This window comes from Bradyrhizobium sp. UFLA06-24 (assembly GCF_054967145.1).
Window position 1 is genome coordinate 40,668 of the sequence record NZ_JADFUE010000041.1, and the last position, 26,093, is coordinate 66,760.

Annotated in this window: 21 protein-coding genes; 8 read left to right on the top strand and 13 right to left on the bottom strand. The window is 64.6% G+C overall.

The annotated features are described in order from the left end of the window. The first annotated feature begins 49 nt into the window (after window positions 1-49). Window positions 50-583: a hypothetical protein gene (locus IF809_RS26950; RefSeq protein ID WP_462839006.1), complete on the top strand. Its 534-nt coding sequence runs from the start codon at window positions 50-52 to the stop codon at window positions 581-583. A 160-nt stretch (window positions 584-743) separates the two neighbouring features. Next, on the top strand, window positions 744-1,229 hold the full coding sequence (locus tag IF809_RS26955) for a secondary thiamine-phosphate synthase enzyme YjbQ (protein WP_128968763.1): 486 nt from the start codon (window positions 744-746) through the stop codon (window positions 1,227-1,229). A 74-nt stretch (window positions 1,230-1,303) separates the two neighbouring features. On the opposite strand, the gene IF809_RS26960 is transcribed toward IF809_RS26955, so the two are convergent. After that, on the bottom strand, window positions 1,304-2,893 hold the full coding sequence (locus IF809_RS26960; protein WP_128969505.1) for an MFS transporter: 1,590 nt from the start codon (window positions 2,891-2,893) through the stop codon (window positions 1,304-1,306). A gap of 342 nt (window positions 2,894-3,235) precedes the next feature. Here IF809_RS26960 and IF809_RS26965 point away from each other — a divergent pair, with 342 nt between their 5' ends. Continuing rightward, on the top strand, window positions 3,236-3,907 hold the full coding sequence (locus IF809_RS26965) for a response regulator transcription factor (protein ID WP_128968762.1): 672 nt from the start codon (window positions 3,236-3,238) through the stop codon (window positions 3,905-3,907). 66 nt (window positions 3,908-3,973) lie between these two features. Here IF809_RS26965 and IF809_RS26970 read toward each other — a convergent pair whose 3' ends face one another. Next, complete coding sequence (locus tag IF809_RS26970) at window positions 3,974-6,805, bottom strand: ATP-binding protein (protein WP_462839007.1); 2,832 nt, start codon at window positions 6,803-6,805, stop codon at window positions 3,974-3,976. A 196-nt stretch (window positions 6,806-7,001) separates the two neighbouring features. On the opposite strand from IF809_RS26970, the gene IF809_RS26975 reads away from it, so the two are divergent. From IF809_RS26975 to IF809_RS26985, 3 genes are all read left to right on the top strand, one after another. Further along, a complete protein-coding gene (locus IF809_RS26975) occupies window positions 7,002-7,421 on the top strand; it encodes an organic hydroperoxide resistance protein (RefSeq protein ID WP_128968760.1) in 420 nt (139 codons plus the stop codon). Window positions 7,422-7,456: 35 nt separating this feature from the next. Beyond that, window positions 7,457-8,488: an alpha/beta fold hydrolase gene (locus IF809_RS26980; protein ID WP_128968759.1), complete on the top strand. Its 1,032-nt coding sequence runs from the start codon at window positions 7,457-7,459 to the stop codon at window positions 8,486-8,488. 72 nt (window positions 8,489-8,560) lie between these two features. Next, window positions 8,561-9,115 carry a cytochrome P460 family protein gene (locus IF809_RS26985; RefSeq protein WP_462839008.1) on the top strand — a complete coding sequence of 185 codons (555 nt, stop codon included), beginning with the start codon at window positions 8,561-8,563 and terminating at the stop codon, window positions 9,113-9,115. A gap of 24 nt (window positions 9,116-9,139) precedes the next feature. Here IF809_RS26985 and IF809_RS26990 read toward each other — a convergent pair whose 3' ends face one another. The 6 genes from IF809_RS26990 to IF809_RS27015 form a co-directional block, all read right to left on the bottom strand. After that, complete coding sequence (locus IF809_RS26990; protein WP_128968757.1) at window positions 9,140-12,649, bottom strand: PAS domain-containing hybrid sensor histidine kinase/response regulator; 3,510 nt, start codon at window positions 12,647-12,649, stop codon at window positions 9,140-9,142. A gap of 261 nt (window positions 12,650-12,910) precedes the next feature. Next, a complete protein-coding gene (gene hemA / locus IF809_RS26995) occupies window positions 12,911-14,140 on the bottom strand; it encodes a 5-aminolevulinate synthase (RefSeq protein WP_128968756.1) in 1,230 nt (409 codons plus the stop codon). A gap of 227 nt (window positions 14,141-14,367) precedes the next feature. Beyond that, window positions 14,368-15,429 carry an MBL fold metallo-hydrolase gene (locus tag IF809_RS27000; protein WP_128968755.1) on the bottom strand — a complete coding sequence of 354 codons (1,062 nt, stop codon included), beginning with the start codon at window positions 15,427-15,429 and terminating at the stop codon, window positions 14,368-14,370. Between the two features lie 289 nt (window positions 15,430-15,718). Beyond that, window positions 15,719-17,872, bottom strand: a complete 2,154-nt coding sequence (locus IF809_RS27005) for a methyl-accepting chemotaxis protein (protein ID WP_128968754.1) — start codon at window positions 17,870-17,872, stop codon at window positions 15,719-15,721. A 163-nt stretch (window positions 17,873-18,035) separates the two neighbouring features. Then, window positions 18,036-18,758: an outer membrane protein gene (locus tag IF809_RS27010; protein ID WP_128968753.1), complete on the bottom strand. Its 723-nt coding sequence runs from the start codon at window positions 18,756-18,758 to the stop codon at window positions 18,036-18,038. Window positions 18,759-18,980: 222 nt separating this feature from the next. Then, entirely contained in the window at window positions 18,981-19,301 is a 321-nt protein-coding gene (locus IF809_RS27015; protein ID WP_462839009.1) for a hypothetical protein, read from the bottom strand. Here IF809_RS27015 and IF809_RS27020 point away from each other — a divergent pair. Beyond that, on the top strand, window positions 19,300-19,758 hold the full coding sequence (locus IF809_RS27020) for a hypothetical protein (RefSeq protein ID WP_462839010.1): 459 nt from the start codon (window positions 19,300-19,302) through the stop codon (window positions 19,756-19,758). The genes IF809_RS27015 and IF809_RS27020 overlap by 2 nt on opposite strands. 123 nt (window positions 19,759-19,881) lie before the next feature. Beyond that, on the top strand, window positions 19,882-20,169 hold the full coding sequence (locus IF809_RS27025; protein ID WP_462839011.1) for a hypothetical protein: 288 nt from the start codon (window positions 19,882-19,884) through the stop codon (window positions 20,167-20,169). A 92-nt stretch (window positions 20,170-20,261) separates the two neighbouring features. Here IF809_RS27025 and IF809_RS27030 read toward each other — a convergent pair whose 3' ends face one another. The 5 genes from IF809_RS27030 to IF809_RS27050 form a co-directional block, all read right to left on the bottom strand. Continuing rightward, on the bottom strand, window positions 20,262-20,471 hold the full coding sequence (locus IF809_RS27030; protein WP_128968750.1) for a hypothetical protein: 210 nt from the start codon (window positions 20,469-20,471) through the stop codon (window positions 20,262-20,264). A 326-nt stretch (window positions 20,472-20,797) separates the two neighbouring features. Next, entirely contained in the window at window positions 20,798-22,417 is a 1,620-nt protein-coding gene (locus tag IF809_RS27035; protein WP_462839012.1) for an ABC transporter ATP-binding protein, read from the bottom strand. Beyond that, the gene (locus IF809_RS27040) at window positions 22,417-23,256 is read right to left on the bottom strand and encodes an ABC transporter permease (protein ID WP_128968748.1); all 840 of its coding nucleotides are present in this window, start codon (window positions 23,254-23,256) and stop codon (window positions 22,417-22,419) included. Before IF809_RS27040 ends, IF809_RS27035 begins: the two co-directional genes overlap by 1 nt. Continuing rightward, window positions 23,253-24,224, bottom strand: a complete 972-nt coding sequence (locus tag IF809_RS27045) for an ABC transporter permease (protein WP_128968747.1) — start codon at window positions 24,222-24,224, stop codon at window positions 23,253-23,255. Before IF809_RS27045 ends, IF809_RS27040 begins: the two co-directional genes overlap by 4 nt. A 201-nt stretch (window positions 24,225-24,425) precedes the next feature. Next, entirely contained in the window at window positions 24,426-25,976 is a 1,551-nt protein-coding gene (locus tag IF809_RS27050; RefSeq protein ID WP_462839013.1) for an ABC transporter substrate-binding protein, read from the bottom strand. Between the last annotated feature and the right edge of the window lie 117 nt (window positions 25,977-26,093).

Sequence of the window (26,093 nt, forward strand, 5' to 3'; positions counted from 1 at the left end):
GTAGAATTCCGATGGGATGTGCCACCCGTGCGGCGTGGTGGAGAGCGCGATGAGATCTGTTAAATCATCCACAACATCGTGGCTTGCGGCGGCGGTCCTCGCTGCGGTGGCGGCCAGCGGGGGTGCGGCTGCCGCGCAATCCGCGCCAGACGGCGACAACGGTCGTTACACCATGACGCCGATCCGGGAGGGCGTGCTGCGGCTCGACACCCGCACCGGCGCGGTCTCGACCTGCACCAAGAACGAGGCCGGCTGGGCATGCTACGCCGTGCCCGACGAACGCTCCGCGCTCGATGCGGAGATCGGCCGGCTCCAGGCCGAGGTCGAGAAGCTCAAGGGAGAGCTCGCGGCCGGGCCGACCGTATCAGGCAAGATCGACGAAGCGCTGCCGAAATCCGATTCCCTGAAGAAGGCCGAGCCGCAAACACGAGAACCGAAGGTCGCCGAGGGTGACCGCAAGCTCGAGATCCCGTTGCCGAGTGACCAGGACCTCGACCGCGCAATGTCGTTCCTGGAAAAAGCGTGGCGCCGGCTGATCGACATGGCCAATCGCGTGCAGAAGGACGTATCGGGCAAGATTTGAGGACCCGTTCGCGCCATCCGCGTGTTGAGTTCTCGTAGGGCGGGCAAAGGCGCGAAGCGACGCGCCCACGTCTTTTTGGCGATTGAAGGAAACATCGTGGGCACGGCGTAAGAACGCCTTTGCCCACCCCTACGGCAGCTATCGCGTTGAGAGACGTTTCATGACATCAGCCAAATCCATCACGCGCTCGGCGCCATCGTCGGTGCAAGCCACGGCGATCGTCTCCTCGCTGCTCACGGTGCAGACGCAAGGCCGCGGCTTCACCGATCTCACCAGCGAGGTTGTAAAATTTGTCGCTGAAGCCCGCGCGCGCGATGGCCCGCTGACGCTATTCATCCGCCACACCTCGGCGTCGCTGACGATCCAGGAAAATGCCGATCCGTCCGTCCTCGTGGATCTCACTACCGCGCTTGCGCGGCTCGCGCCTGAAAACGTGCCGTGGACGCATGATACTGAGGGGCCGGACGACATGCCGGCCCACATCAAGACGATGCTGACCGGACCCTCGCTGCAGGTCCCCGTCCTGAACGGCAAGCTCGCGCTCGGGACCTGGCAGGCGATCTATCTGATAGAGCATCGCGCGCGGCCGCACCGGCGCGAGGTCGTGTTGCAATTCATTGGGAGCAACGAGCAGACATCAAAATGAAACCGGCCGCGGAATGTCCGCGGCCGGTTTGATTGTTGTGAGGCCGGCGCCTTTTGGGCGCCTGCCAGTCTCGGCTAGATCTGCTTGATGTCGACGTCCTTGGTCTCGGGCAGGAACAGGAAGCCGACCACAAGGCTCATTGCCGCGATGGCGACCGGATACCACAGGCCGGAATAGATGTTTCCGGTGGCCGCCACGATCGCAAACACCGTCGCCGGCAAGAAGCCGCCGAACCAGCCGTTACCGATGTGGTAGGGCAGCGACATGCCGCTGTAGCGGATGCGGCTCGGGAACAGCTCAACCAGCCACGCTGCGATCGGCGCGTAGACCAGCGTCACGTAGATCACGAGGATCCAGAGCAGCACCGTCGTCATGACATAGTTGATGTCGTTCGGATCGGCGGAAGCCGGATAGCCGTGGGTCTTGATCGCCGCGGGCAACGCCTTGGCGAAATCCGCCGACGTGGCCGTGAGCGTCTGCTCGCCGATCTTGACCGTCGCCGGGGTGCCCTTCGGCGCATCCTGGTTCTGATAGTTCACCGACAGGTTCACCAGCGCGGCCTTGGCGATGTCGCAGCCGGTGGTGAACTTTTCGGTGCCCGTCGCCTTGAACTGGAACGAGCATTCGCTGGGATCGGCGATGACGGTCACGGGCGAGGCCGACAGCGCAGCTTCCAGCTTCGGGTTGGCAAAGTGGGTGATGCCCTTGAAGATCGGGAAGTAGGTCACCATTGCCAGCAGGAAGCCGGCGAGGATGATCGGCTTGCGGCCGATCTTGTCGGACAGCATGCCGAAGATGACGAAGAAGGGCGTGCCCAGCGCCAGCGCAACCACGATCATGATCTGCGCCGGGACGGCCGGTACCTTCAGGGTCTGGGTGAGGAAGAACAGCGCGTAGAATTGTCCGCCGTACCACACCACCGCTTCACCCGCGGTTGCGCCGAGCAGTGCCAGGATCGCGATCTTGGCGTTGTTCCACTCGCCGAAGGCTTCGGTGAGCGGGCGCTTCGACGTCTTGCCCTCTTCCTTCATGCGCTGGAAGACCGGCGACTCGCTCAGGCTCAAGCGAATCCAGATCGAAACCGCCAGCAGGACACCGGAGAGCAGGAACGGAATGCGCCAGCCCCAATCTCCGAACGATTCCTCACCCATCACGGTCCGGATTCCGAGGATCAGCAGCAGCGCCAGGAACAGGCCGAGCGTTGCCGTGGTCTGAATCCATGAGGTGTAGTAGCCGCGCTTGCCTTGAGGGGCGTGCTCCGCGACGTAGGTCGCTGCGCCGCCATATTCGCCGCCAAGAGCAAGGCCCTGGATCAAGCGCAGGCCGATCAGCACGATCGGCGCGGCGATGCCCCAGGTTGCATAGCCCGGCAGCAGGCCGATGAAGAACGTGCCGATGCCCATCAGCGTCATGGTGACGAGGAAGGTGTATTTGCGGCCGATCATGTCGCCGAGGCGGCCGAAGATGAGCGCACCGAAGGGACGAACCGCGAAGCCTGCCGCAAAGGCGAGCAGCGCGAAGATGAAGCCGACGTTCGGCGGCACGTTCGAGAAGAAGTATTTTGCCAGGAAGGCGCCGAGCGTGCCGTAGATGTAGAAGTCGTACCATTCGAACACGGTGCCGAGCGAGGATGCGAAAATGACCTTTCGCTCCTCGGCAGTCATTCCTCCAGCGCGGACCCCTGAGCCCGCTGTGGCAGCCATTGTCATCGTTTCGCTCCCAAGAGTTAGTGCAAAGCCGCGCGTCCGGACCAGCCGGATCAATTTAGGCTTGCGCTCAAAGTAACATCGGCGTGAAACCTGCCCCAATACGACTTTCGGCCTTCCGCACTGACACGCAACTGACGGTGCGGAGTTATAGTGCCGTGCCGCGCTCCCGGCGCGCGGATTAACCCCTTTTTCCGTAAAGGAATAATGGGCTCTTGCATGCCACGGCCGGTCGGGAAAGAATTGACCATTGTCCCGGTCCGGACTACTGGCCCGGTGACGAACGACAGCAAGAGATCGATGAACGCTCCCTCCACCCATCTCGTCATTGCCGATGACCATCCGCTGTTCCGCGATGCGCTGCGGCAGGCGGTGGCGGGCGTTCTGAGCACGGCGAAGATTGACGAGGCTGGTTCTTTCGAAGATCTGACCAAGCTCTTGGAGCAGACCTCTGACGTCGACCTGGTCCTGCTCGACCTCTCGATGCCCGGCATCTCCGGCTTCTCCGGCCTGATCTATCTGCGCGCCCAATATCCGGCGATCCCGGTGGTGATCGTCTCGGCCTCCGACGACAGCGCCACCATCCGCCGCTCGCTCGATTTCGGCGCGTCCGGGTTCATCCCAAAGCGGTTCGGTGTCGAGACCTTGCGCGATGCCATCCTCAAGGTGATGGAGGGGGACGTCTGGGTTCCCGCCGACACGGACCTGTCCGCTGTCGCCGACCCCGACATGACGAAGCTGCGCGACCGCCTGGTGACGCTGACGCCGCAGCAGGTGCGGGTCTTGATGATGCTGTCGGAGGGATTGCTGAACAAGCAGATCGCCTACGAGCTCGGCGTCTCCGAGGCGACGATCAAGGCGCATGTCTCGGCGATCCTGCAGAAGCTCGGCGTCGAAAGCCGGACCCAGGCGGTGATCGCGGCCGCCAAGATCGCCGGCGGCCAGTGGAAGCAGGGCGCCCCGACGGGGTAGTCCAGTCGCGGGCCGCACGCGGCGTGGTATTCCAGGTCCCGGCAGCGCGTCCGGGACAGGAGCGATCTACAGACCGTTCAGGATCTCGCGAGCCGCCTTGATCTCCATGGTGTCGCAGCCCTCGGCAAAACCTTCGAACGCGGTTCGGAGCGTTCGCTTCGCTTCCCCGCCGTCGGCAACAAACGTCGCCAGATCAATCGCAGCGCGCAGCTCCCAGGCTTTGGCGCCGGTGCGCCGGCTCAGCTCGAGTGCTTCCCTGACGCAGCTCTCCGCCTGCTCGATATTCGGCTGGGGCTGCGACAGTAACACCTTGCCGCTCATTCGCAGCAGCTCCGGCATGTACAAATGATCGCCACTCCGCGCGACGAGACGGATCGCATCGTCGATCAACTGCGCGCTTCTCTCGATTTCTCCGAGCGCCAGAAGACCTTCAACCAGGGCGATGTTGAACGTCGTGGTGAGCAGCTCATAGCCGGCATCGTGCAGCTCCTGCAGGGAGCGCCTGAGCGTTTCGACGCCGCTCTTCGCATCGCCGCGCCGGATCGCGAGCTCGCCTTTGACGCCTCTGCCGACCGCGAGATAAGGCCCCATCGAGCGCGACTCGGCGTGAGCGATGAAGCGGTCGATGTGCTCCTCCGCCCCATCGAGGTCACCGCTCCAGAGATCGATCGAGACCGCCCAGATCAGGGCGATGCAGAGCGTGATCGGATGGTCCATCTGCGCGGCTTCCGCGACCGTCTGCTGGGCTAGCCGCCGCGCCTGCGCGGGGCGGCCCTGCAGCCACATCTCACGCGCCAGCGAGATGCCGGCGCGGTTGCGATGGTCGAACCCATAGACCGTGCTGATCCGTTCGGTGCCAGGACCACGCCAGGCTGCCTCCAGCATCGTCAGGGCGTCGCGATGCTGACCGCCCAGATGCAAGGAGACGCCGAGCAGCGACTGGGCGAGAGCAAGCGAAGCGGCATCGCCCAGCGCTTCGGCGACGCCGAGACTCCGTTGCGCATGCTCGAGCGCGGCCTCGAACTGACCGATCCGCTCGTGGAAGATGTGCATCCGACCGAGCAATTGGAGCTGGTTTTGTGCATCGCCGAGCCCGTCCGCAATGGCGAGCGCGCGACTCAGCGCGCTATGCGCCGCTTCGCTGCCACCGTGCGTGAACATCAAGGTCAATCCGAGCGCGGCTTGCAGATGCATCTCTTCAGTGCTGCCGCGCGCGGTGGGATCGATCGCCAGCAGCGCCCGTTCCGACCAGCGCCGGCATTCGATCAGCAGGGACATTGCGAGGAAGATGGGCGCCGCCGCAGCGGCGAGTGCAATGCCGATCGCGGTATTGCCGCCCGCGCCGAAACACCAGTCGAGCGCGGCGCGCACGTTGTGAAGCGCGGAGAAATGGATGGCCCGCTCATCGGCACTCGGCAGCGTCGCCCATGTCGCGCCGGCCTGCTGCAGCCATCGCTGGTAATAGGCGGCGTGGCGGGCGGCGAGCGCCGATCCGTCGTCGGCGATCGCGAGCAGATAGGCGCGGGTGGTGTCGAGAAGACGATAGCGCATCATGGCGCCGATGGGCCGTGGGGCGACCATCGATTTGGCGACGAGGCTGTCGATGGAGTCGAACAGACGCGAGCGGTCGACCTGCTCGTCGGGCACGACCTCGAGCGCGGCGTCGATGGTGAAATGGCCGGCGAAAACCGCAAGCCTGCGCAGCACCAGACGTTCGAGCTCAGACAGCAGCCCGTAGCTCCAGTCCAGCGTAGCCTGCAACGTCTTCTGCCGCGGCGGCGCGGTCCGCTGTCCCTGCCAGAGCAGGTTGAGGCGTTCGTCGAGCAGCGTAGCGGTCTGCTCCAGGCCATAGGCTTCGACCCGTCCGGCGGCAAGCTCGATCGCCAGCGCCATGCCGTCGAGCTTGCGGCAGATTCTCGCGGCGATGTCGGCATTGGAATCGTCGAGCTTGATCCGGGCACCGCCTGCGGCAGCGCGTTCGAGGAAAAGCTCCAGTGCGGGATAGGTCCGGGCGACCGCGGCCGTCAGTTCGCGATTTTCAGGGGGAACGCCAAGCGGCGCCAGCCGGTAGACCTGCTCGCCCTCGACGCGCAGCGCCTCGCGACTCGTCGCCAGGATATGGACCTGCGGCGCGGCCTGAAAAATCTCCGCGGCCAGTGGTGCAGCCGCGGCAATCACATGCTCGCAATTGTCCAGGATCAGCAACATGCGCTTGTCCTGCAGATGTGCAAGCAAAGCGGGCATAGGATCGTCTGCCTGGGCCGGCAGGCCGAGCATCAGCAGAAGCGAGGTGATCACGAGATCGGGATCGCTCAGCGCTGCGAGATCGACGAAATGCGCGGCGTCGGAGAACGTTTCGATCAGGTCGTGGGCGATCGCGACCGCAACGGCCGTCTTGCCGACGCCGCCGGGGCCCACGATCGTGACGAAACGGGAGGTGACGAGCTTGTCCGACACGGTGGCGATCGCGTCCGCGCGTCCGACCATCCGCTGCAGCCGGTTCGGCAGCTTGACAGGCGGCAATTCCGCTCGGGGCGCCGGACGCGGCGGCTCCGGAATCTCGGCGCGCGAGATCGGTGCCACGAAGCAATAGCCGCGGCCGGACAGGGTCGTGATGTAGCGGGCGCCGTCCTTGCCATCGCCGAGCGCCTTCCGCAGCGCTGCGATGTGGAAGCGCAGATTGGCTTCCTCGACGCTCATGCCGGGCCAGACCAGGCCCATCAGGTCCCATTTGCTGACGACCTCGTTGGGGCGCGACATCAGGGCGATCAGCGTGTCGAAGCTCTTGGCGCCCAACGCCAGCGCGACGCCGTCGCGCGTCACCAGCCTCGCATGCGGCGTGACGGTGAATGGTCCGAACGAGAGTGTTGCGGCAGCGGACTTGGCCGGCTCAGTCATCACGGAGTCTTGCTCATTTGCCGGCATCGGTAGCCAGCGGGCGGCGATCCCGCAAGGTCGGTCTTGCATCGGCATCTGACAATGTTTGCGGGTCTAAAATCGGGTTCCCTGCCGGCCTCACAACTTCTCATAAGTCCAAACGGGCGTACCGCGAGGCGCCCTGCTAGTCAGTTGTCGTGACGGCAAGGAGATCCTCATGAGCCCAACGGAAAAACTGCTCTACACCGCGCGAACCCACACCACTGGCGGCCGTCAGGACGGCATGTCCCGCAGCTCCGACGGACGTCTCGATGTGCGGCTGTCGCCTCCGGGCAGTGCCGGCATCGGCACCAATCCCGAGCAATTGTTCGCAGCCGGCTGGTCCGCCTGCTTCGAAGGCGCGATGGAGATCGCAGCCCGGAAGCGCAAAATCGAGCTTCCGAGCAAGAGCGCGATCGATGCGGAAATCGATCTCGTCCTCGACGAGGGGGCCTACGCGCTCAGAGCCCGCCTCGGAGTCAGCCTACCTGGCCTGGACCGCGACGTCGCGCGCGATCTCATCGACGAGGCCCACCGGACCTGTCCTTATTCCAAGGCTGTTCGCGGCAATATCGACGTCACGATCGATTTGATCTGATCAATCCGACAACCCTCAAGAGAAAGTATCCGACCATGAGACAGATCATCGACCAGCATCGCCGCCAGTTCCTCGGCGTCGCAGCCGGCACGGTCGCCGTCGGTCTAGGCGCGATCGACCTTGCGCGCGCCGCAACCGAGGCGGTACGCTCCTCCGCATCGAGCGCTTCCTTCGGCACGATCAAGCAGATCAAAGCCGGCGTGCTCGATGTCGGCTACGCGGAAGCGGGCCCGGCGACCGGCCCCGTGGCTATCCTGCTGCACGGCTGGCCTTACGACATTCACAGCTTCATCGACGTCGCGCCGATCCTGGCGCAGGCCGGCTACCGCGTCATCATTCCCTATTTGCGCGGCTACGGTTCGACCCAGTTCCTCTCGGATGAGACGCTGCGCAATGGCGAACCGGCGGCGCTGGCCGTCGACATCATCGCGTTGATGGATGCGCTCGACATCAAGAAGGCCGTTGTTGCCGGCTTCGATTGGGGCGCGCGCACCGCAGATATCATCGCGGCGCTGTGGCCGGAGCGCTGCCGCGCCCTGGTGTCTGTGAGCGGCTATCTGATCTCCGGCCAGGCGGCGGGCAGTGCGCCGCTGCCGCCTTCGGCCGAGCTGCAATGGTGGTATCAGTTCTATTTCGCGACCGAGCGCGGCCGCGCCGGCTACGAGAAGTACACGCATGATTTCGCCAAGCTGATCTGGAAGCTGGCCTCGCCGCAGTGGAAGTTCGATGACGCCACTTTCGACCGTAGCGCGAAGGCCTTCGACAACAAGGATCACGTCGCGATCACGATCCATAATTACCGCTGGCGGCTGGGACTTGTGAAAGGCGAATCGAAGTACGAGGAGATCGAAAGGCAGCTCGCGGCAGGTCCAGTGATCAGCGTGCCCACGATCACCATGGAAGGCGACGCTAACGGCGCCCCGCATCCCGATTCCAGCACCTATGCCAAGAAATTCTCCGGCCGCTACGACTATCGCCTGATCACGGGCGGCGTCGGTCACAATCTGCCGCAGGAAGCGCCGCAGGCCTTTGCCAAGGCTATCATCGACGCCGACGACGGCGCGTGAGGGCACGTTCCTGTCCCCGGTCCGGCGCGCGCCGGGCCGAGGCACGGCCGCGATCCAGCCTGAAGACATCTCATGACGTCCCCCGAATCTGAACAGAAAAAATCGTTCCCCACCACGGTCATCGCGCTGGCGATCCTGCTTGTCGTCGCTCTATTGACATGCGTGCCGTATCTGGTCTCGATCGCGCTCGCCCAAGGCCCTACCGCGGCGAATGCCTTGCCGATCTTCGGCGTCACGATTCCCGTGAACTACAAGCAGTGGGAGCTGATCGCGCCGGCCGAAGAGGCCGCGCCCGTGGATGAGTTGCGCGCGGTCGTCGGCAACCAGGCCGCAAGCGAAGCCTATCAGGATGGCAAGCTGCCATTTCCCGACGGCACCATTCTGGTGAAGCGTGCCTGGAAGCGCACGCAGTCTCCCGACTTCGCCTCTGCAACCGTTCCCGGTGCCGCCACCACGATCCAGGTCATGGTCAAGGATTCCAGGAAATATGCCGCGACCGGCGGCTGGGGCTTTGGCCGCTTCATCGACGGCAAGCCGGTGGACGAGGCGCAGCACCGCACCTGCTTTGCCTGCCATGAAGCCCGCGCCAGGAGCCATGACTACGTCTTCACGCGGCTCGCGCCCTGAGACGTCGCGCCGGCCGCCCGAGCCCTATTCCGCCGCCACCATCTGCTGCGTCCGCCACTGCCCCAGCAGGGCCCGCAGCGAGGCCGGCTTGACCGGCTTGTTCAGCACCGCGATCTTCTCGTCGCGCGCCGCCGTTTGCACCGCCGGGCTGCGATCGGCGGTGATCAGGATGGCGGGGATGGTGTCGCCGAAGCGGCGGCGGATCTCGCGGATGGCGGCGATGCCGTTGCCGCGGTCGAGGTGATAGTCGACGAGCAGCCCGGTGACCCGCCGGCCGGCGGCTTCGATGGCCGCAATTGCGCCTTCGGGATCGGCGACCGCGATCACCTCGGCATCCCAGGCCTTCAGCAGCGTCCGCATGCCGTCGAGGATCGCGGCGTCGTTCTCGATGCAGACGATCAGCGCGCCGGAGATCGAGGTGCGTGCCAGCGGTGTTGCGCTGGTCACCGCGGCGGTCAGCGTCACGGCCTTCGCGGTCGGGACGGTCACGGAGAACAGTGAGCCCCCGCCGGCATTGGCGTCGATGGTGATGCGGTGGTCCAACACGCGCGCCAGCCGCTCCACGATCGAGAGTCCCAATCCCAGCCCGCGCGCGATCCGCGCGCCCTGCTCGAGGCGGTGGAATTCCTTGAAGATCTCGCCGCGCTTGACCGCGGGAATGCCGACGCCGGTGTCGTAGACGCAGATATTGAGCGAGGCGCCGCGCCGGCGGCAGCCGACCAACACGCGCCCGCGCGGGGTGTATTTGATCGCGTTCGAGATCAGGTTCTGCAGCAGCCGCCGCAGCAGCAACCGGTCCGACTCGACCGGCAGCGAGCAGGGCACGAAGGTGAGGTCGAGGCCCTTGGCACGCGCGATCGGTGCGAACTCGATCTCCAGCGAGCGCATCAGATCGGCCATCTTGAAGCTCGAGATCGAGGTCGTCATTGCGCCGGCATCGAGCCTGGAGATGTCGAGCAGCGCGCCGAGGATCTCCTCGATGGCCTGCAGCGATTCGTCGATATTCTCGACCAGCCGCGTCTCCTCGCCGTTGTGCTGACGCTCGACCAGGCTCGTGACATAGAGCCGCGCCGCATTCAGCGGCTGGAGAATGTCGTGGCTGGCAGCCGCGAGGAAGCGGGTCTTGGAGATGCTGGCGTCCTCCGCGCTGCTCTTGGCCAGCGCCAGCTCGGAGTTGAGCCGGGTCAGTTCCTCGGTGCGGTCGCGCACGCGCTTCTCCAGCGTGGCGTTGGCGCGTTCCAGCGCTTCCGCGGCTTCGAAGGTCGGCGTGACGTCAGTGAATGTGATGACGAAGCCGCCGCCGGGCATGCGGTTGGTGAGCACCTCGATCACCATGCGGCGTTCGGGCAGGCGCTCGAGATAAGGCTCGCTGTCGGTGGTGTAGGCCACGAGCCGCTGCTCGATCATCGCCTCGCGATTCCCCTCATTGGCCGGATCGCTCACGCCCATGAATTCCAGGATCTCGCGGAGCGGCGTGCCGAACTGGATGAAATGCGGGGGCACGTTGAGCAGATCGCCGAACTGCCTGTTGGAACAGATCAGTTGCAGGTCGGCATCGAACACGGCGATGCCCTGGCGCACGTGATTCAGCGCGGTCTGGAGGATCTCGCGGTTGAAGTGCAGCGCCGCATGGGAATCGTCGAGCAGCTTCAGCGCGGCTTTCGCGGACACCGTGCGTTTGCGCAGCAGCAGCGACATCACGAGGCGCGATGATGCCGCCCCGATCGAGGAGGCGATCAGGTGTTCGGCGTGCTGCAACAATTCGAAATCGGCGGGGGCTCCCGGCTCCAGCCGCATATTGCGCCGCGCAGAGAACGCTTCGAAGGAGTGCCGGGCGCGATCGGGTCCGAGATATTGCGCGACGGTCGTCTGGATGTCCTGCACCGTGACGGTCGTGCGCCAGCGGCGGAAGTTCGGCGAGATCGGCGCGAGCGTGTTGGGCACGAACAGGTCGGCCTGCACCAGCTCGATGGACGAGGGCTGCCGCGCCAGCGACAGTAGCACGTAAGTGAGGATGTTCAGCGAAAGCGACCAGACCACGCCATGCATCAACGGCGACAGATCGGCGCCGAACAGCGCCTGCGGCCGCAGCGCCTCGATGCCGAACGGGCCATGCTGGAGCAGCAGGATGCCCGCGGTGGAGGTATCCATGAAGCTCGGGATGAACAGCGTGTAGAGCCACACCGCGAAGCCGACCAGCATGCCGCCGATGGCGCCGCGCGCGGTCGCCCTCCGCCACAGCAGGCCGCCGAAGAAGGCGGGCGCGAGCTGCGCGATGGCGGCAAAGGAGAGCAGGCCGATCGCCGCGAGCTGGGCATTACCGAGCGCGCGATAGTAGAAATAGGCCATCACCATGATGGCGAAGATGGCGAGCCGTCGCGAGCGCAGCAGGAAGTCGCCGAAATCCGTGGCCCCCGTGCGCCCTTCGGGGCGTCGTTGCAGCACCAGCGGCACCACGAGGTCGTTCGAGACCATGATGGAGAGCGCGACGCATTCGACGATCACCATCGCGGTTGCTGCCGACAGGCCGCCCACGAAGACGGCGACGCTGAGCAGTCCCGCGCCGCCTTCCATCGGCAGGGCCAGAACGTACATGTCGGGATCGACCGCGCCGAACGGAAAGCTGATCAGGCCGGCGAGCGCAATCGGGATCACGAACACATTGATGGCGACGAGGTAGAGCGGAAACAGCCAGCGCGCGCGGCTGACCTCGGCATCGGAGGAGTTCTCCACCACGCTGACGTGAAACTGCCGCGGCAGCAGCATGATCGCGCACAGCGACAGCAGCGTCATGGTCAGGAAATTACCGATCGACGGCGAATACTCGATGGCGCGGACCGCCTCCGGCGTCTTCATCGCGCGCTCGATCAACTCGTGCGGGGAGAACATCCAGAAGGTGACGAAAATGCCCGCGGTGAGGAAGGCAGCCAGCTTGATGGTGGACTCGGTCGCAACTGCCAGCATCAACCCGTGCTGATGCTCGGTGGCGTCGGTTTGCCGTGTTCCGAACAGCACCGCGAAGGCCGCCATCGCCAAGGTCACCATCAGCGCAATGTCGCCGAGGATCGGAATGTGCGAGAACGCCTGGTCCTCACTCAGGATGACTTCGAGCGAGGAGGCCACCGCCTTGAGCTGGAGCGCGATGTAGGGCACCGAGCCGATGATCGCGATCAGCGCCACCGTCGCCGCCACGGCCTGGCTCTTGCCGTAGCGCGCGCCGATGAAGTCGGCGATCGAGGTGATGTTGTGTGCTTTGGCAAGCTGGATCACGCGGCGAAGCACGCCGGCGCCAAGCCCGATCATCAGGATCGGACCGACATAGATCGCAAGGAAATCGGTCGAGGTACGGGTGGCAAAGCCGACCGAGCCGAAGAAGGTCCAGGAGGTGCAGTAGATCGCCAGCGATAGCGGATAGATCAGTCCGGACGCGCGGCCGGCTCCAGCCGGCGAGCGACGGTCACCATGGCTCGCCACCAGGAATAGGAAGCCGATATAGCCGAAGGCGGCAGCAATCACGCCCCAATCGTGCAGCATGGCGAGCGTGCTTCTCCCATGGCGCTTTCGCGCCCGATCTCATTTTCCCTGCAAATCTAGCGCGTTGGCCGGGTGGAGGCGACAGCGAAATGGCAGGCGGAAGGGGGAACTTGGGGTTGTCGTAAAGTGCCAACGTCGAGGTCGTCCTGGCGAACGCCAGGCCCATAGCCACCGGACGTGGTTAGGGACACGCTGTGACTTCAGCGTGCCGCAGCAATGGCGGTCGGGATAATAGGTCCAGGCCTTCACCAGGACGCTGGATCACTCCGCCGCCAGCGACTTCTCGCGCAGCGGCAGGCCGAGGCGCTCCCAGACCTGGAGCAAGGCTTCGGCGAGCTGATCGATCAGGCCGTCGTCGTGATAGGGCGAGGGCGTGATGCGCAGCCGCTCACTGCCTTTGGGCACGGTCGGGTAGTTGATCGGCTGGATGTAGATGCCGTGCTCCTCGAGCAGCATGTCCGAGGCCTGCTTGCACTTTTCGGGGTCCCCGACGAACAGCGGCACGATGTGGGTGTCGCTCGACATCACAGGCAGGCCCGCGGCATTGAGGATCGCCTTGACGCGGGCGGCACGGTCCTGGTGGCGCTCGCGCTCCCAGTTCGAGGTCTTCAGATGCTTGATCGCGGCTGTTGCGGCCGAGCAGATCGCCGGCGGTAGCGCGGTGGTGAAGATAAAGCCCGGCGCGTAGGAACGCACCGCGTCGATGATCTGGCCGTTGGCGGCGATATAGCCGCCGAGGCAGCCGAACGCCTTTGCGAGCGTGCCTTCGAGGATGTCGATGCGATGCATGACGCCGTCACGCTCGGCGATGCCGCCGCCGCGCGGGCCGTACATGCCGACGGCGTGAACCTCGTCGACATAGGTCATCGCGCCATACTTCTCGGCGAGATCGCAGATCTTGGCGAGCGGAGCGACGTCACCGTCCATGGAGTAAAGGCTCTCGCAGGCGATCAGCTTCGGCCGGTTCGGACCCGCGGCCTTCAGCAGCTCTTCGAGATGCGCGAGATCGTTGTGGCGGAACACTTGCCGCTCGCAGCCGGACTGGCGGATGCCTTCGATCATCGAATTGTGGTTGAGCTCATCCGACAGGATCAGGCAGTTCGGAATGAGTTTTGCGATGGTCGCAATGCCGGTCTGGTTCGAGACGTAGCCCGAGGTGAACAGCAGCGCCGCTTCCTTGCCGTGAAGGTCGGCGAGCTCGGCTTCGAGCTGCACCAGCGGGTGATGCGTGCCCGCGATATTGCGGGTGCCGCCCGCGCCGGTGCCGACGCGCGTTGCGGTCTCCACCATGGCACCGATCACCTTGGGGTGCTGGCCCATGCCGAGGTAATCGTTGGAGCACCAGATCACAACGTCGCGCTTGCCCTTGGGCGAATGCCAGACCGCATGCGGGAACCGGCCGGCCGTGCGCTCCAGATCCGCGAACACGCGGTAGCGCCGTTCAGAATGGAGGCGATCGAGGGCGGAATTGAAGAACTGGGCGTAATCCATCGGCAAACCTGAGACGGAACTGACCAAAAAGGGCGCGTCTACTTAGAGCTTTTCCAGCTCCAATGTCTATGCGCTATGCCACATTCGGCCGTGAGGGGCATTTGGGCAAAATGCCCTATCCGGTGCGCCGCGACTTGATCCCGATCAAGTCCGCGCGACTTAGAATGCTGCTTCGCACCATCCATCTGCTCCTCGCCGCGCAAACGGGGCGAGGTCGAGACGACGGCTCACGTCGTCCTGAACTGCAGCACGCCGTCCTTGGTCTCGGCCGTCAGCCGGCCTTCGACGATCATGTAGTTGACGTGGGCGACGAGCTCGCCGGCGGCAAAGCCCATCTGGTGCTCGTCCAGCACGTGCTTGTTGAACACCACGGGCACCAGGGCGCGCGAGGTCTGCGGCACCTCTCGGCAGGCTTCCGCGATCAGGCGGCAGCGCTCCTCGTGATGATCGGCGAGCTGCTTGATGCGGGTCTTGAGCCCGTAGAACGGCACGCCATGACCGGGCAGCACCAGGAGGTCATAGGGCAGGGTGGTGGTGAGGCTCGCAAGCGAGGCCAGGTATTCGCCGAGCGAATTCTGGTCGGGCTCGACCGCCCAGACGCTGACGTTCGGCGAGATCTTGCTCAGCACCTGGTCGGCGGAGAGGAACAGCTTGTCGTCGGCGCAATACAGCATCACCTGGTCGAGCGCGTGGCCGCCGCCGGTGATCACCTTGAAGCGGCGTGTGCCGATCACGACCTCGTCGCCATGCGAGATGCGGCGGTAGGACGGCGGCAGCACCGAGACGCGCTTGAGATAATCCTGACCACGACCGAGCAGCTTTTCGGTGAGCGACTCGTCCATGCCGTGGCGGCGGAAGAACAGCCGCTGCGCTTCGCGCCGCTCCTCGGTGCCGCGGTTCTGGTGATAGACCGATTGCAGATATTCGACCTGCGACATCACCAGCGGGCAGTTGAACCGCTCGACGATCCAGCCGGCGAGTCCGACATGGTCGGGGTGCGAATGCGTGACGATCAGGCGCGTGATGGTCACGCCCTTCAGCGGTCCCTCGAACAGCTTGGTCCAGGCCTCGATGGTCTCCTCGTTGCCGAATCCGGCATCGACCATCGCATAGCCATCCCCGTCGGCGAGCAGATAGATGTTCACGTGGTTGAGGCGGAACGGCAATTTCAGCCGCGCCCACAACACGCCGGGACGCACTTCGACGATCTCGTCGTGGCCGGGATGCTGGTCCCAGGGATAGCGCAGGGCCTCGGCGGAGGACTGCACGGTGTCGGTTTTCGCGTTCATGTTACCGGCTTAAACCCAGCGCGGGCGAGGCGCCAGCCGAAAAAGTGCGGGCCGTGGTCTCCGCATGGCGGTCATTCCGCGTGATGTTTTTCCGTGATGTGGGACAATCGTGCCCCGAATTCGGTCACCTCTCCCGCTTGCGGGGAGGTCGGCGCGAAGCGCCGGGTGGGGGCTCGCTCCACCCGGGGACGGTTTCGATGTGCCTCAGATACTCCCAACGCCGAGGCACCCCCACCCTGCCCTCCCCCGCAAGCGGGAGAGGGAGTGGAGTCCCCGTGTGGACGCCGCTTTACGCCGCCCGCATGTTGTTGAGGAACGCGTCGATCTCTCCGCGCAGCATGTCGGCTTCTCGGCGGAGCGCGTCTGACGCACTCAGCACCTCGCTAGCCGCGGCACCGGCTTCGGCGGAGGCGGTGGAGACGCCGACGATGTTGCTGGAGACCTCGCTGGTGCCGCCGGCGGCATGCTGGATGTTGCGGGCGATCTCGCGGGTCGCTGCGCCCTGTTCCTCGACCGCGGCTGCAATGGTCGTGGTGACGTCATTGATCTCGCCGATGATCCGGCCGATGCCCTGGATGGCGCCGACGGCCGATGTCGTGACCTGCTGCATGCTGGCGATCTGGGCTCGGATTTCGTCCGTCGCCTTCGCGGTCTGGCTCGCGAGGCTTTTCACCTCGGACGCCACCACCGCAAAGCCCCGGCCGGCTTCGCCTGCACGCGCCGCCTCGATGGTGGCGTTGAGCGCGAGCAGGTTGGTTTGTGAGGCAATCGTCTGGATCAGGTCGACCACGACGCTGATGCGGCTGGCGCTGTCGGCAAGGCTCTGAACCGTCGCGTCGGTGGCGCCGGCCTCGTCCACCGCCTTCTTGGCGATCGCGGCCGAGGTGACCACCTGCTTGCTGATCTCCTCGATCGAGGACGACAGCTGCTCGGTGCCCGACGACACCGTCTGCACGTTGACCGAGGTCTCCTCCGCGGCGGACGCAACTGCGTTCACCAGCGCGTTGGACTGATCGGCGGTGGTCGACATGCTCTGCGCGGTTGCCTGCATCGAATTGGCCGATTGCGCGAGATTGTCGAGCGCGCCACGCACCGTGCCTTCGAACTCCGCGATCTTGGCTTCCATCTGCGCGGCACGCTCGGCCTTGGCGACGCGATCCTTTTCCTGCTCGCTCGCAAGCGCCCGGGCCTCGATCATGCTGTCGCGGAACACGGTCAGCGTTTCCTTCATCGCGCCGATCTCGTCGTTCTGTCGTGAGCGGACGATCTCGGTGTCGAGGTCGCCGGCCGAGAGCAGCTGCATGGCGCGCTGAAGCTCGCGGATGCGGCGCAGGATGTTGCGGCCGACATAGAGCCAGACGAACAGCGCCGAACCGATCAAGGTGAGGCCGCCCAGGGCCAGCATGGCGGTCGTGGCGAGCGAGATCTCCTGACGCGCCCGGAAGGTCGAGGCGTTGGTCTCCTTCTGCACGCCGTCGACGAGCGCCTGCACGCTGATGCCGAGGCCGACATTGAGCTTGCGGGTCTCGTCCAGGATGGTCTGGCCGTAGTCGATGGAGTCGAGCTCCTTCTGGCGGATCTTGAACACGCCGCTCTTGCCTTCTCCGAAGGCGAACAGCTTCTGCACGGTGTCGCGCACGGCCTGGACCGAGGGAATGTTCGGGAGGTCATCGAGGTTGGACTTGACGCGGTCGCGGGTGGTCTTGAATTCCTTCTCGATCGCCTCGAGCGTATCACTGCTGTTGGCGGAGAGGGCCGCCATCATGTCGGCGGCCATCAGGTTGCCGTTGGCGGAGACGGTCGAGATCTGCGAAACGGTGCGTGCGGCTTCGGTGGCGTCGTCGGCCGACACTTCCGCCGAACCGAGGATCGCGTTGAGGCGCGTTTGCGCGTCCAGCATGGCCGGGCCGGCGGCGCCGACGAAGGACTGTTGGGCCTTGCGCAATGCTTCGTATTGCTTGTCGTGCAGCGCGCCGGTGTCGAGCCGTTCGCGCGCGGCCGAGACCAGGCTCTGCGTGGCCTCGTCGATGCTCTTGGCGGTGTCGCGGAGCGCGCTCGCCGTCTGCTGGTCGGCGCCGAGCTCGATGATTTCGCCGAGCTTGCCCATCGCGAGCTGCTGGATTTCCTTCACGTTCTTGGTGCGCTCGTTCAGCGCATCGTCGGTGGGTGAGGCGAGCAGGCCCGGCCCCTGCGCGGCGAGCGTCGCGCTCTGCGAGGCGAGCTGAAGGCTGGCGGAGAGGCGCGGGATGTCGCGGCCGCTCAGATCCATCATCGTCGAGCCGAGATGGTTGAATACGAAGCCGGCGCCGCCCGCGATCACGAGCCCCATGCCGGCGATCACGGCGAAAGCCGCGAACAGGCTGCCGCGCAGGCCCCATCTCGGCATTTTGAAACGCGGCTTGAGACGGCCAAGGACACGGCCAACGCCCAGACGGATCGCCATCGAAATTCCCCCACACCCGTAATCTTATGTTTTCGTCGCGGAGTATCCCCGGGCCGGGTTAAAAAATCGCAAGTTGCACAAAAGCTTGGCAGTTCCGCAGGGCGAAAAAAGAAAGGGCCGGCAATGATGCCGGCCCTCGGTGAAGCGATCTCTTCAGGCGCGATCAGTAGCGCGCGACGACCGGGCTTGCCCAGTTGAAGCGATAGTTGAGGCCGGCCTTGAAGGTGTGGTCGTCGGTGGTGAAGTTGCCGGTGCCGACCAGCGGACCTGCCGTGAAGTGCGCGTCGCCGAAATTGTAATACTGGTATTCGGCCTTGGCCGACCAGTTCGGCGCGAACATGTATTCGAGACCGGCGCCGACGGTGTAGCCGTTGCGGTGATCGCCATCGATGATGAAGGCTGCCGGCACGCCGCCGACGGTGACCTTCTCGTTGTTGTCAGAATAGGCGTAGCCGCCCTTCACGTAGACCAGGCCTGGGCCCCAGGTGTAGCCGACGCGCCCGGTGATCGAGCCGAGGCCGCGCTGGTCGTTGGTGTAAGTGCCGCCCGGGAACACCGCGCCGACATTGCCGGAAAGCCAGGAATACTGGGCTTCGGCGCCGACCACGAAGTTCGGATTGACCTGCCAATCCATGCCGGCCTGCAAGCCGCCGAGGAAACGGCCGTTGCCGTTGTTGCCGGTCGAGAGGCCGCTGAAATTGTTGTCGCTCGAGAACGCACCGCCGATATGGCCGCCGATGTAGAAACCGGTCCAGTTGTAGATCGGCGCGACGTAGGCCGGCGCAGCCTTGTTGTAATAGGGGCGGGCGCCGAGATCGGCGCCGATCGCCGGCGCAGCCGCGCCCACAACGAGCAGTGCAACGGTCGCAAACAGAAACTTCTTCATCGTCCAAACTCCAGCACTAAGGTCCCCGGCAGCGCGCTGTCCGCACCGCGTTGGTTTTGCAGATAGCTTGCTTTTGAGGAAAATGCTGTCACACGTGTGGCACAGCAGCGTCTAAGCTAACTTATTGGGCTTCAATTGATTTGAGTGCTTAATGGCGGCTTAAGAAGTGCTGAAGGAAGGCTTAATTCGAGGCGCTTCCGGTAACCTCGCGGACGCATCTCGTTAACCAAGGCGCCGCAACACCTCATCGCGCATCTGCGCGCGGAACGCCGTGCGCCTGGCCGGCCGCTCATCCTCCGGCACGTCATGACGGTCGAAGATGTCGAACTTCTCCATGATCGGATAGCGCTCGCTGGCCATCGCAAGCACGCGCAGCACCTTGGTCGCCGCGAGCGTCGGCCCGCTCACTTCCCAGCGCCGAATCGTGTCGGCGCCGCCCTTCTCCGGCAAGCCGCACAGCTTCGCCATGTCGGCCGCGGTGAGCGCCTGTCCGAGCACCTCGGACAGGTCGGCGCGCAATTGCTTCAGTTCGGGGCCCGTCATGTCACCTCAAGGCGCGAAGTCGTCGCAGCCTGTAGCGCTGATTCGGGCCGATCCGAAGGCGGCCATGATCGTGGTAGTGTGTCTCTGCCGGTCGAACGTCAGCGAGGGGAACATCATGCCCGTATTCAAGCTGCCCCTGTCGGGGGATGTCGTTCAGTCCATTTATCCATCTTTTTTCAGCCCTGCCGGTGGCCAGTTCGGCCTCATCAACATCACCGTCGGGCAATCTTCGGCACCTGAGGTCGAGAAGGATGTGTTGTCTGATGTTGCGGGTTATGGAAAGCAGATCGGCCGAGTTGCAGATGCGCTGCTCGCGGTCATCGAACATCTGGAGGTGCACGACGGACATGGGCTTGAACAAGACAAGGCAATCAATGCCTTCAAGGAGCTGATGCATTCCGTCGCGGCGGTGAAGGAGCGCCACGGCCGCACGGCGTCCCGGCCCAAGCGGCGCTGATCGGAGGGCGCCTTCGTGTACCGGCACATTCCTGTGCACACGGAGTTATGAACGGAGGCCTATGGCGTTTCTTTGCTGAATGAACATCTGGATCACAGGCGCTAGTGTAGGTAGGGATTAGTCATGACAACGACCAGGCTCGCCATCGCCGCGCTCCTCACGACCGGACTGCTTGCCGCGCCGATCACGGCTGAAGCAAAGAAGGCCCGTGCGAGCCGGCACTACAACACGAATGTCGTGGCTCCGGCCTATGGCGGCTCCGGCCTGATTGCGGCGCAGCCGAGGCCATCTTACGGCTCGTCAGGACAGACGGTGGGCACGGTCACGGCGCCGTCGATCGGGACATATAGTTGGCCGTCGGTCGGCGTCACCAACGCAGTCCCGACCTGGAGCAACACCAATCCGCGGTAAGATGCGGCAAGCGTTGCAAAGCCGCGCCGCGGATTTGGTCTACGCGTCTGTTTCCTGGAAAGACGGATCGACGAGCTCGAACGAGCGCGGCCCTAGATTCCGCGGCCGCTCTGTTGCCCGATCACGCACCGCCATCCTGCCAGTCGCTCTGCCGGATGCTGGTTCATCCACTCGGCAAGTTGCGGCGCGCCCATCATGCAGGACTGCACCGAGACCTCGGCGAAGTCGGAGGAAGTGACGAGTTGTTCGTGGCAGCTTCCCGGCGCGGCGAGGCTGCAGAGCACAGCGATGATCTTGATCACGCGAGGTTGCTCCCGTCATTTCGGCGGACGTCGGATCCACTCGCGTGCTCACCGGTCGAATCGTCAGGCGGGAAGATGCTATCGTAGATCGCGCGCGCTTCCTGGATGAGGCGAAGACGCTCGCGCTCGGACTTCGAGACAAACTGAATAATCTGGCCCATATCGGCTCCAATCGATCGTCGGTCCATCATCAGATGATGGAAATCATTTCATACGAATGTGGGGTGCCGGCTTCGGCTTTGCAGCCCTGCAGGCGGTCACAGGGGATAAAAAGCCCGTGACCGGTCCGTTCCTCAGACGGGCCGGAATACCGAAACAAAAAAGCTTCATGCAGCGGGCGCGCGTTCCTTCCGCCCTGGAACCGCCGCGAGCAGTTCGCGCGTGTAGGAATGTTCCGGTGCTCTGAAGAGTTGCACCGTCGGCTTCAGCTCGACGACGGCGCCGCGCTGCATCACCGCGATGCGGTCGCAGATTTGAGCCGCGACCCGCAGATCGTGAGTGATGAACAGCATCGAAAGGCCGAGCCGCGCCTTGAGATCTTCGAGCAACCTCAAGACCTGCGCCTGCACGGAGACGTCGAGCGCGGAGACGGCTTCGTCCGCGACGATGACCTCGGGCTCGAGCGCGAGCGCACGCGCAATCCCGATGCGCTGACGCTGGCCGCCGGAAAATTCGTGCGGATAGCGTTCGAGCGCACCGGCGTCGAGGCCGACCATCTTGAGGAGATCGCGGGCGCGGTCGAATGCGATCTTCGGAGCGAGGCCGGCCGCGATGGGGCCGTCGGCGATGATGTGGCCAACCTTGCGGCGCGGATTGAGCGAGGCAAACGGATCCTGGAAGATCATCTGAATGCGATGGCGTTCAGTGCGCAACGCCTTGCCAGAAAGAGACGTGAGATCGGTGTCGCCGATCCGCACCGTGCCACGGTCGGCTTCGATCAGTCGCATCACGAGCCGGGCGACCGAGGATTTGCCGGAGCCGGATTCGCCGACGAGCCCGAGCGTCTCGCCCTTGAGGATGTCGAAGTTGACCGCGCGGGCGGCCTCGACGCGGCGGTCCTCGCGAAACCAGCCGCCCGAAGTAACGTAGGTCTTGTCCAGCCCGATCACCTCGACGGCTTTGGCCTGATCGTCCAGCGCCGCGCGCGCCGGCGGATGCATCGAGGGCACCGCGGCGAGCAGCGCCTTGGTGTAGTCGTGCTGCGGTTCGCTGAAGACGGTCGCGGCAGGGCCTTCCTCCACGACCTTGCCGTGGCGGAGCACCACGACCTGGTCGGCGATGTCGGCAACGACGCCGAAATCATGAGTGATGAACATCACCGCCATGTTGCGGTTGCGCTGGAGATTGCGGATCAGCTTCAGGATCTGCGCCTGCGTGGTGACATCGAGCGCGGTGGTCGGCTCGTCCGCGACCAGCACCGCCGGCTCCAGCGCGAGCGCCATCGCGATCATGGCGCGCTGGCGCTGGCCCCCGGAGAGCTGGTGCGGATAGGCGCGCACGATGCGTTCGGGGTCGGGCAGGCCGACTTCCCGCGCCAACGACAGCGCTTTGGCGCGCCGCTCCTTCGGCGTCAGCAGGCCGTGGGCCTCGAACATCTCCGCCATCTGGTCGCCGATCCGCATCAAGGGATTGAGCGCGGTCATCGGCTCCTGGAAGATCATCGCGATGCGGCGGCCGCGCAGATCGCGCCAGCCGTCGTCGTCGAGCTTGAGCAGGTCTCGGCCTTCGAATTGGATCTCGCCGGAGGTGACGGAAACCGTATCCGGCAGCAAGCCCATCAGCGCATGCGCGCACATCGACTTGCCGGAGCCGGACTCGCCGACGACGCAGACGATCTTGCCGGGGCGCAAATCGAACGAGACGCCATCGACGGCGAAGGGACGTTCGGCGCCCTTGGGCAGTGCGATCTTCAGGTTGTTGATCGAGACGGCGGCAGGGGCGGTCATTAGTGTCCCTCCCGCGACAGGCGCGGATTGAGCGCGTCGTTGAGGCCTTCGCCGATCAGGTTCAGCCCGAGCACCGAGATCAGGATGGCAACGCCGGGAAACACGGTGATCCACCAGGCCTGGCGTATCACCGTGCGGCCGGCGCCGACCATGTAGCCCCAGGAGATCAGGTTGGGATCGCCGAGGCCGAGGAAGGACAGCGAGGATTCCAAGAGGATCGCGGTTGCCACCATCAGCGAGGCCAGCACTATCACCGGCGACAGCGCGTTGGGCAGGATCTCGCGCAGGATGATCCAGCTGTTGCTTTGCCCGGTGACCACGGCGGCCTGGACATATTCGCGCGTGCGCAGCGACAGCACCTCGCCGCGCACGAGGCGTGCGACCGGCGGCCAGCTCACCACGGCGATCGAGGCCACGATCGAATAGATCGAGGGCTGCAGGATCGCGACCAGCACGATCGCGAGCGCAAAACTCGGAATGGTCTGGAAGAACTCGGTGAAGCGCATCAGCGCGTCGTCGACCTTGCCGCCGAAATAGCCGGCCATGGCGCCGATCGGCACGCCGACCACCAGCGCGACCAGCGTGGAGACGAGGCCGACCAGCAGCGACACGCGTGCGCCGAAGATCATGCCGGCGAACACGTCGCGGCCGAGTGCATCGGTGCCGAGCGGCACGGCGGCGAGCGTGAATGGCGGCAGGAACGGCCGCTGCACCATGCGCCAGGGCGAGTTCGGAAACAGCAGCGGCCCGAATACCGCGACCGATATCGCGAGCAGGAGGATGATGAGGCCGATGACGCCGCTCGGGCTCTTCAGCATCGATGTCCAGAACTGTTTCATGCGGCGAATTCGATGCGTGGGTCGACCAGGCGATAGATCAGGTCGGTGATGAGGTTGAAGATCAGCACCATGACCGAGCAGGTCACGAAGACGCCGAGCAGCAGATTGTAGTCGCGCTGCAGCAGTGCGTCGTACATCAGGCGCCCGATGCCGGGCCAGGCGAACACGGTCTCGGTGATGACGGCACCGCCGATCAGCGTGCCGGCATGGACGCCGGCGAGTGTCACGACAGGGAGGAGCGCGTTGCGCAACACGTGGCGGCGCTGGATCACGGCATCGGAGAGGCCCTTGGCGCGGGCGGTCTTGACGAAATCTAGCCGTTTCACCTCCAGCATCGAGGCGCGGGTCATGCGGGTGTAGGTCGCCATGAAGAACAGCCCGAGCGTCATCGCCGGCATGATCAGGTGCTTTGCGACGTCGATGACATGGGCAAAGCCGGTGAGGTTGGCGCCGACGGTCTCATAGCCGAAGCTCGGCAGCCAGTCGACGGTGACGGAGAACAGCAGAATTCCCATCAGCGCGACCCAGAAGATCGGCATGGCGTAGAAGATCAGCGCAAAGATGGTGATGCCGGTGTCGAGGAAGGTGCCGGCGAAGCGTGCGGCGAAGGTGCCGAAGACAACGCCGAGTGCTAGCGAGATCGCGAATGCCGTCAAGGTCAACAACAGCGTCGCAGGCAACCGTTCCGCGATCAGCTTCGCCACCGGCGCCTGCTGGCGGAACGAGAAGCCGAGATCGAGGGTCGCAATGCCCTTGACGTAGATGAAGAGCTGCTCGGGCAGCGGCTTGTCGAGGCCGAACTTTTCCCGGAGCTGCTTGACGAACACCTGGTCGCTGGCCCCGGCTTCGCCCGCCATCACGACCGCGGGGTCACCGGGCGCAAGCCGTATCAGGAAGAAATTGAGGACGACGATCGCAAGCAGAACGATCGCGCCTTTCAGGACACGCTGAGTGACGAAGGAGAGCATCTTAGAACTAGGTCAATTTTGCCAGAGTGTCGCCGCGGCGACGGTGCGCTCCCTCTCCCGCTTGCGGGGGAGGGCTGGGGTGGGGGTGCCTCCGCGAATAGGGTCCCCGAGTGGAGAAAGCCCCCACCCGGCGCTTCGCGCCGACCTCCCCCGCAAGCGGGAGAGGTGCACCGTCCTTGACGTTCGACCGCAAACGACAACTCACTTCTCGAGCCATGCGTCTTTGAAGCCGTCGTTCACCCCAATGCCCGTGGTGATCAAATTCTTGACCTTGCAGCGGGTGATGGTCGGGAATTGCAACTCGAGCATCCAGGCCACCGGCACGTCCTCGACCAGGATTTTCTGCGCCTTCTCGTAAATCTCCTTGCGCTTGGAATCGGGCGTGGCGACCGCGCCGTCGGCGAACAGCTTGTCGATCTCGGGGTTGGAGTAGCCCTCGACGTTGTTGAACACCTGGCCCTTCGCGATGGCGCTGGAGACGTAATTGCGCCCCACCCCGAGCGCGGGATCGCCGTACTGGTAGAGATAGGTGAAGGCGATGTCGTAATCCCAGTCGCCGATCTTCTGGTTGCCCCCAGCGACGTCGGTCGAGATCGTCTCGATGTTCATGCCGACATCCATCAGGTTCTGCTTCACGGCTTCACCCCAGCGCTGCCAGGTCTCGCCATAGGCGAGCGGCAGCAGCCGGATCTTCTCGCCCCTGTAGCCGGCTTCCTTCAGCAGCGCCTTGGCCTTGGCCGGATCGTACGGATATTTCGGCACGTCGTCGGTGTAGTACTTGATGGTCGAGGCCGAGGGCCCGGTTGCGACCTTGCCGAGCCCGTTCCAGATCACGTCCTTGGCGAAATCGCGGTCGATCGCATACATGATCGCCTGGCGTACCCGCCTGTCGGCCAGCGGGCCCTGACGATTGTTGAGCCACAGCCAGGCCAGCGGCGAGAAGAACTCCCAGCCGGCCCCGGTGACGCAGGTGTCCTTCAATTTAGACAGCCGCGGCACGTCGAAATTCTCGACCGAGCCGCCGGGCAGCACGTCGACCTTGCCGGTCTCGTAGGCCACCGAGCGCGCGGCAGCGTCGGGGATGACCTGCCAGTAGATCTCGTCGATATAGGGCTTGCCCTTCTCATAATAGTTCGGGTTCTTGACCAGCCGGATGAACGAGCCCTTCTGCCATTCCTTGAACATGAAGGGGCCGGTGCCGACAGGTGCGTTGTTGTACGGATTGGTCTTCCAGTCGGTGCCTTCATAGAGATGCTTCGGCACCATCGGCATCGAGCCGACCTCGAAAATGCCGAGGAACGGGCCGAACGGCTGCTTCAGGGTGAAGACGACGGTGTAATCGTCTGGCGCCTCGACCTTGTCGACCTGTGCGAGATTGTTACGGGCGCGCGCATGCGTCTGCTTCAGCATCTCGACCGAGAACAGCACGTCGGCGGCGGTGAAGGGCTTGCCGTCATGCCAGGTGACGCCCTTTCGAAGCTTGAAGGTGTAAGTCTTGGCGTCCTCGCTCACGCTCCAGCTTTCGGCGAGCTCCGGCTGCGGCTCGAGCTTGGGGCTGTAGCGCAGGAGCCCCTCGAAGATGTTGCCCGACACCATCTGGGTCGGGCCGTTCTGGATCATCGCAAGCATCAGGCCGGGCGGCTCGGGCTGGATCACGGCGTTGATCACGCCTCCCGTCTTCGGCTCTTGCGCCAGCGCCGAGGCCGTGAGGCCGCAAGCGAGGAGGAGACCAAGCAACACTCGTTTCGACATGTCGTATCTTTCTCAACCGTGACCAGCCGTCAGCGCTTCGCGACGTCCTCGCGCGCGAAGCGACGGCCGGCCCATCCCAGTCCCCATCCGGGCGCGAGGCTCACACGGTCCCGTTCC

Excerpts from the sequence above, each read along its gene's own strand:
- IF809_RS26950 (WP_462839006.1), top strand. The coding sequence starts at position 50 with ATGAGATCTGTTAAATCATCCACAACATCGTGGCTTGCGGCGGCGGTC.
- IF809_RS26955 (WP_128968763.1), top strand. The coding sequence starts at position 744 with ATGACATCAGCCAAATCCATCACGCGCTCGGCGCCATCGTCGGTGCAA.
- IF809_RS26960 (WP_128969505.1), bottom strand. The coding sequence starts at position 2,893 with ATGACTGCCGAGGAGCGAAAGGTCATTTTCGCATCCTCGCTCGGCACC.
- IF809_RS26965 (WP_128968762.1), top strand. The coding sequence starts at position 3,236 with ATGAACGCTCCCTCCACCCATCTCGTCATTGCCGATGACCATCCGCTG.
- IF809_RS26970 (WP_462839007.1), bottom strand. The coding sequence starts at position 6,805 with ATGACTGAGCCGGCCAAGTCCGCTGCCGCAACACTCTCGTTCGGACCA.
- IF809_RS26975 (WP_128968760.1), top strand. The coding sequence starts at position 7,002 with ATGAGCCCAACGGAAAAACTGCTCTACACCGCGCGAACCCACACCACT.
- IF809_RS26980 (WP_128968759.1), top strand. The coding sequence starts at position 7,457 with ATGAGACAGATCATCGACCAGCATCGCCGCCAGTTCCTCGGCGTCGCA.
- IF809_RS26985 (WP_462839008.1), top strand. The coding sequence starts at position 8,561 with ATGACGTCCCCCGAATCTGAACAGAAAAAATCGTTCCCCACCACGGTC.
- IF809_RS26990 (WP_128968757.1), bottom strand. The coding sequence starts at position 12,649 with ATGCTGCACGATTGGGGCGTGATTGCTGCCGCCTTCGGCTATATCGGC.
- hemA (WP_128968756.1), bottom strand. The coding sequence starts at position 14,140 with ATGGATTACGCCCAGTTCTTCAATTCCGCCCTCGATCGCCTCCATTCT.
- IF809_RS27000 (WP_128968755.1), bottom strand. The coding sequence starts at position 15,429 with ATGAACGCGAAAACCGACACCGTGCAGTCCTCCGCCGAGGCCCTGCGC.
- IF809_RS27005 (WP_128968754.1), bottom strand. The coding sequence starts at position 17,872 with ATGGCGATCCGTCTGGGCGTTGGCCGTGTCCTTGGCCGTCTCAAGCCG.
- IF809_RS27010 (WP_128968753.1), bottom strand. The coding sequence starts at position 18,758 with ATGAAGAAGTTTCTGTTTGCGACCGTTGCACTGCTCGTTGTGGGCGCG.
- IF809_RS27020 (WP_462839010.1), top strand. The coding sequence starts at position 19,300 with ATGTCACCTCAAGGCGCGAAGTCGTCGCAGCCTGTAGCGCTGATTCGG.
- IF809_RS27015 (WP_462839009.1), bottom strand. The coding sequence starts at position 19,301 with ATGACGGGCCCCGAACTGAAGCAATTGCGCGCCGACCTGTCCGAGGTG.
- IF809_RS27025 (WP_462839011.1), top strand. The coding sequence starts at position 19,882 with ATGACAACGACCAGGCTCGCCATCGCCGCGCTCCTCACGACCGGACTG.
- IF809_RS27035 (WP_462839012.1), bottom strand. The coding sequence starts at position 22,417 with ATGACCGCCCCTGCCGCCGTCTCGATCAACAACCTGAAGATCGCACTG.
- IF809_RS27040 (WP_128968748.1), bottom strand. The coding sequence starts at position 23,256 with ATGAAACAGTTCTGGACATCGATGCTGAAGAGCCCGAGCGGCGTCATC.
- IF809_RS27045 (WP_128968747.1), bottom strand. The coding sequence starts at position 24,224 with ATGCTCTCCTTCGTCACTCAGCGTGTCCTGAAAGGCGCGATCGTTCTG.
- IF809_RS27050 (WP_462839013.1), bottom strand. The coding sequence starts at position 25,976 with ATGTCGAAACGAGTGTTGCTTGGTCTCCTCCTCGCTTGCGGCCTCACG.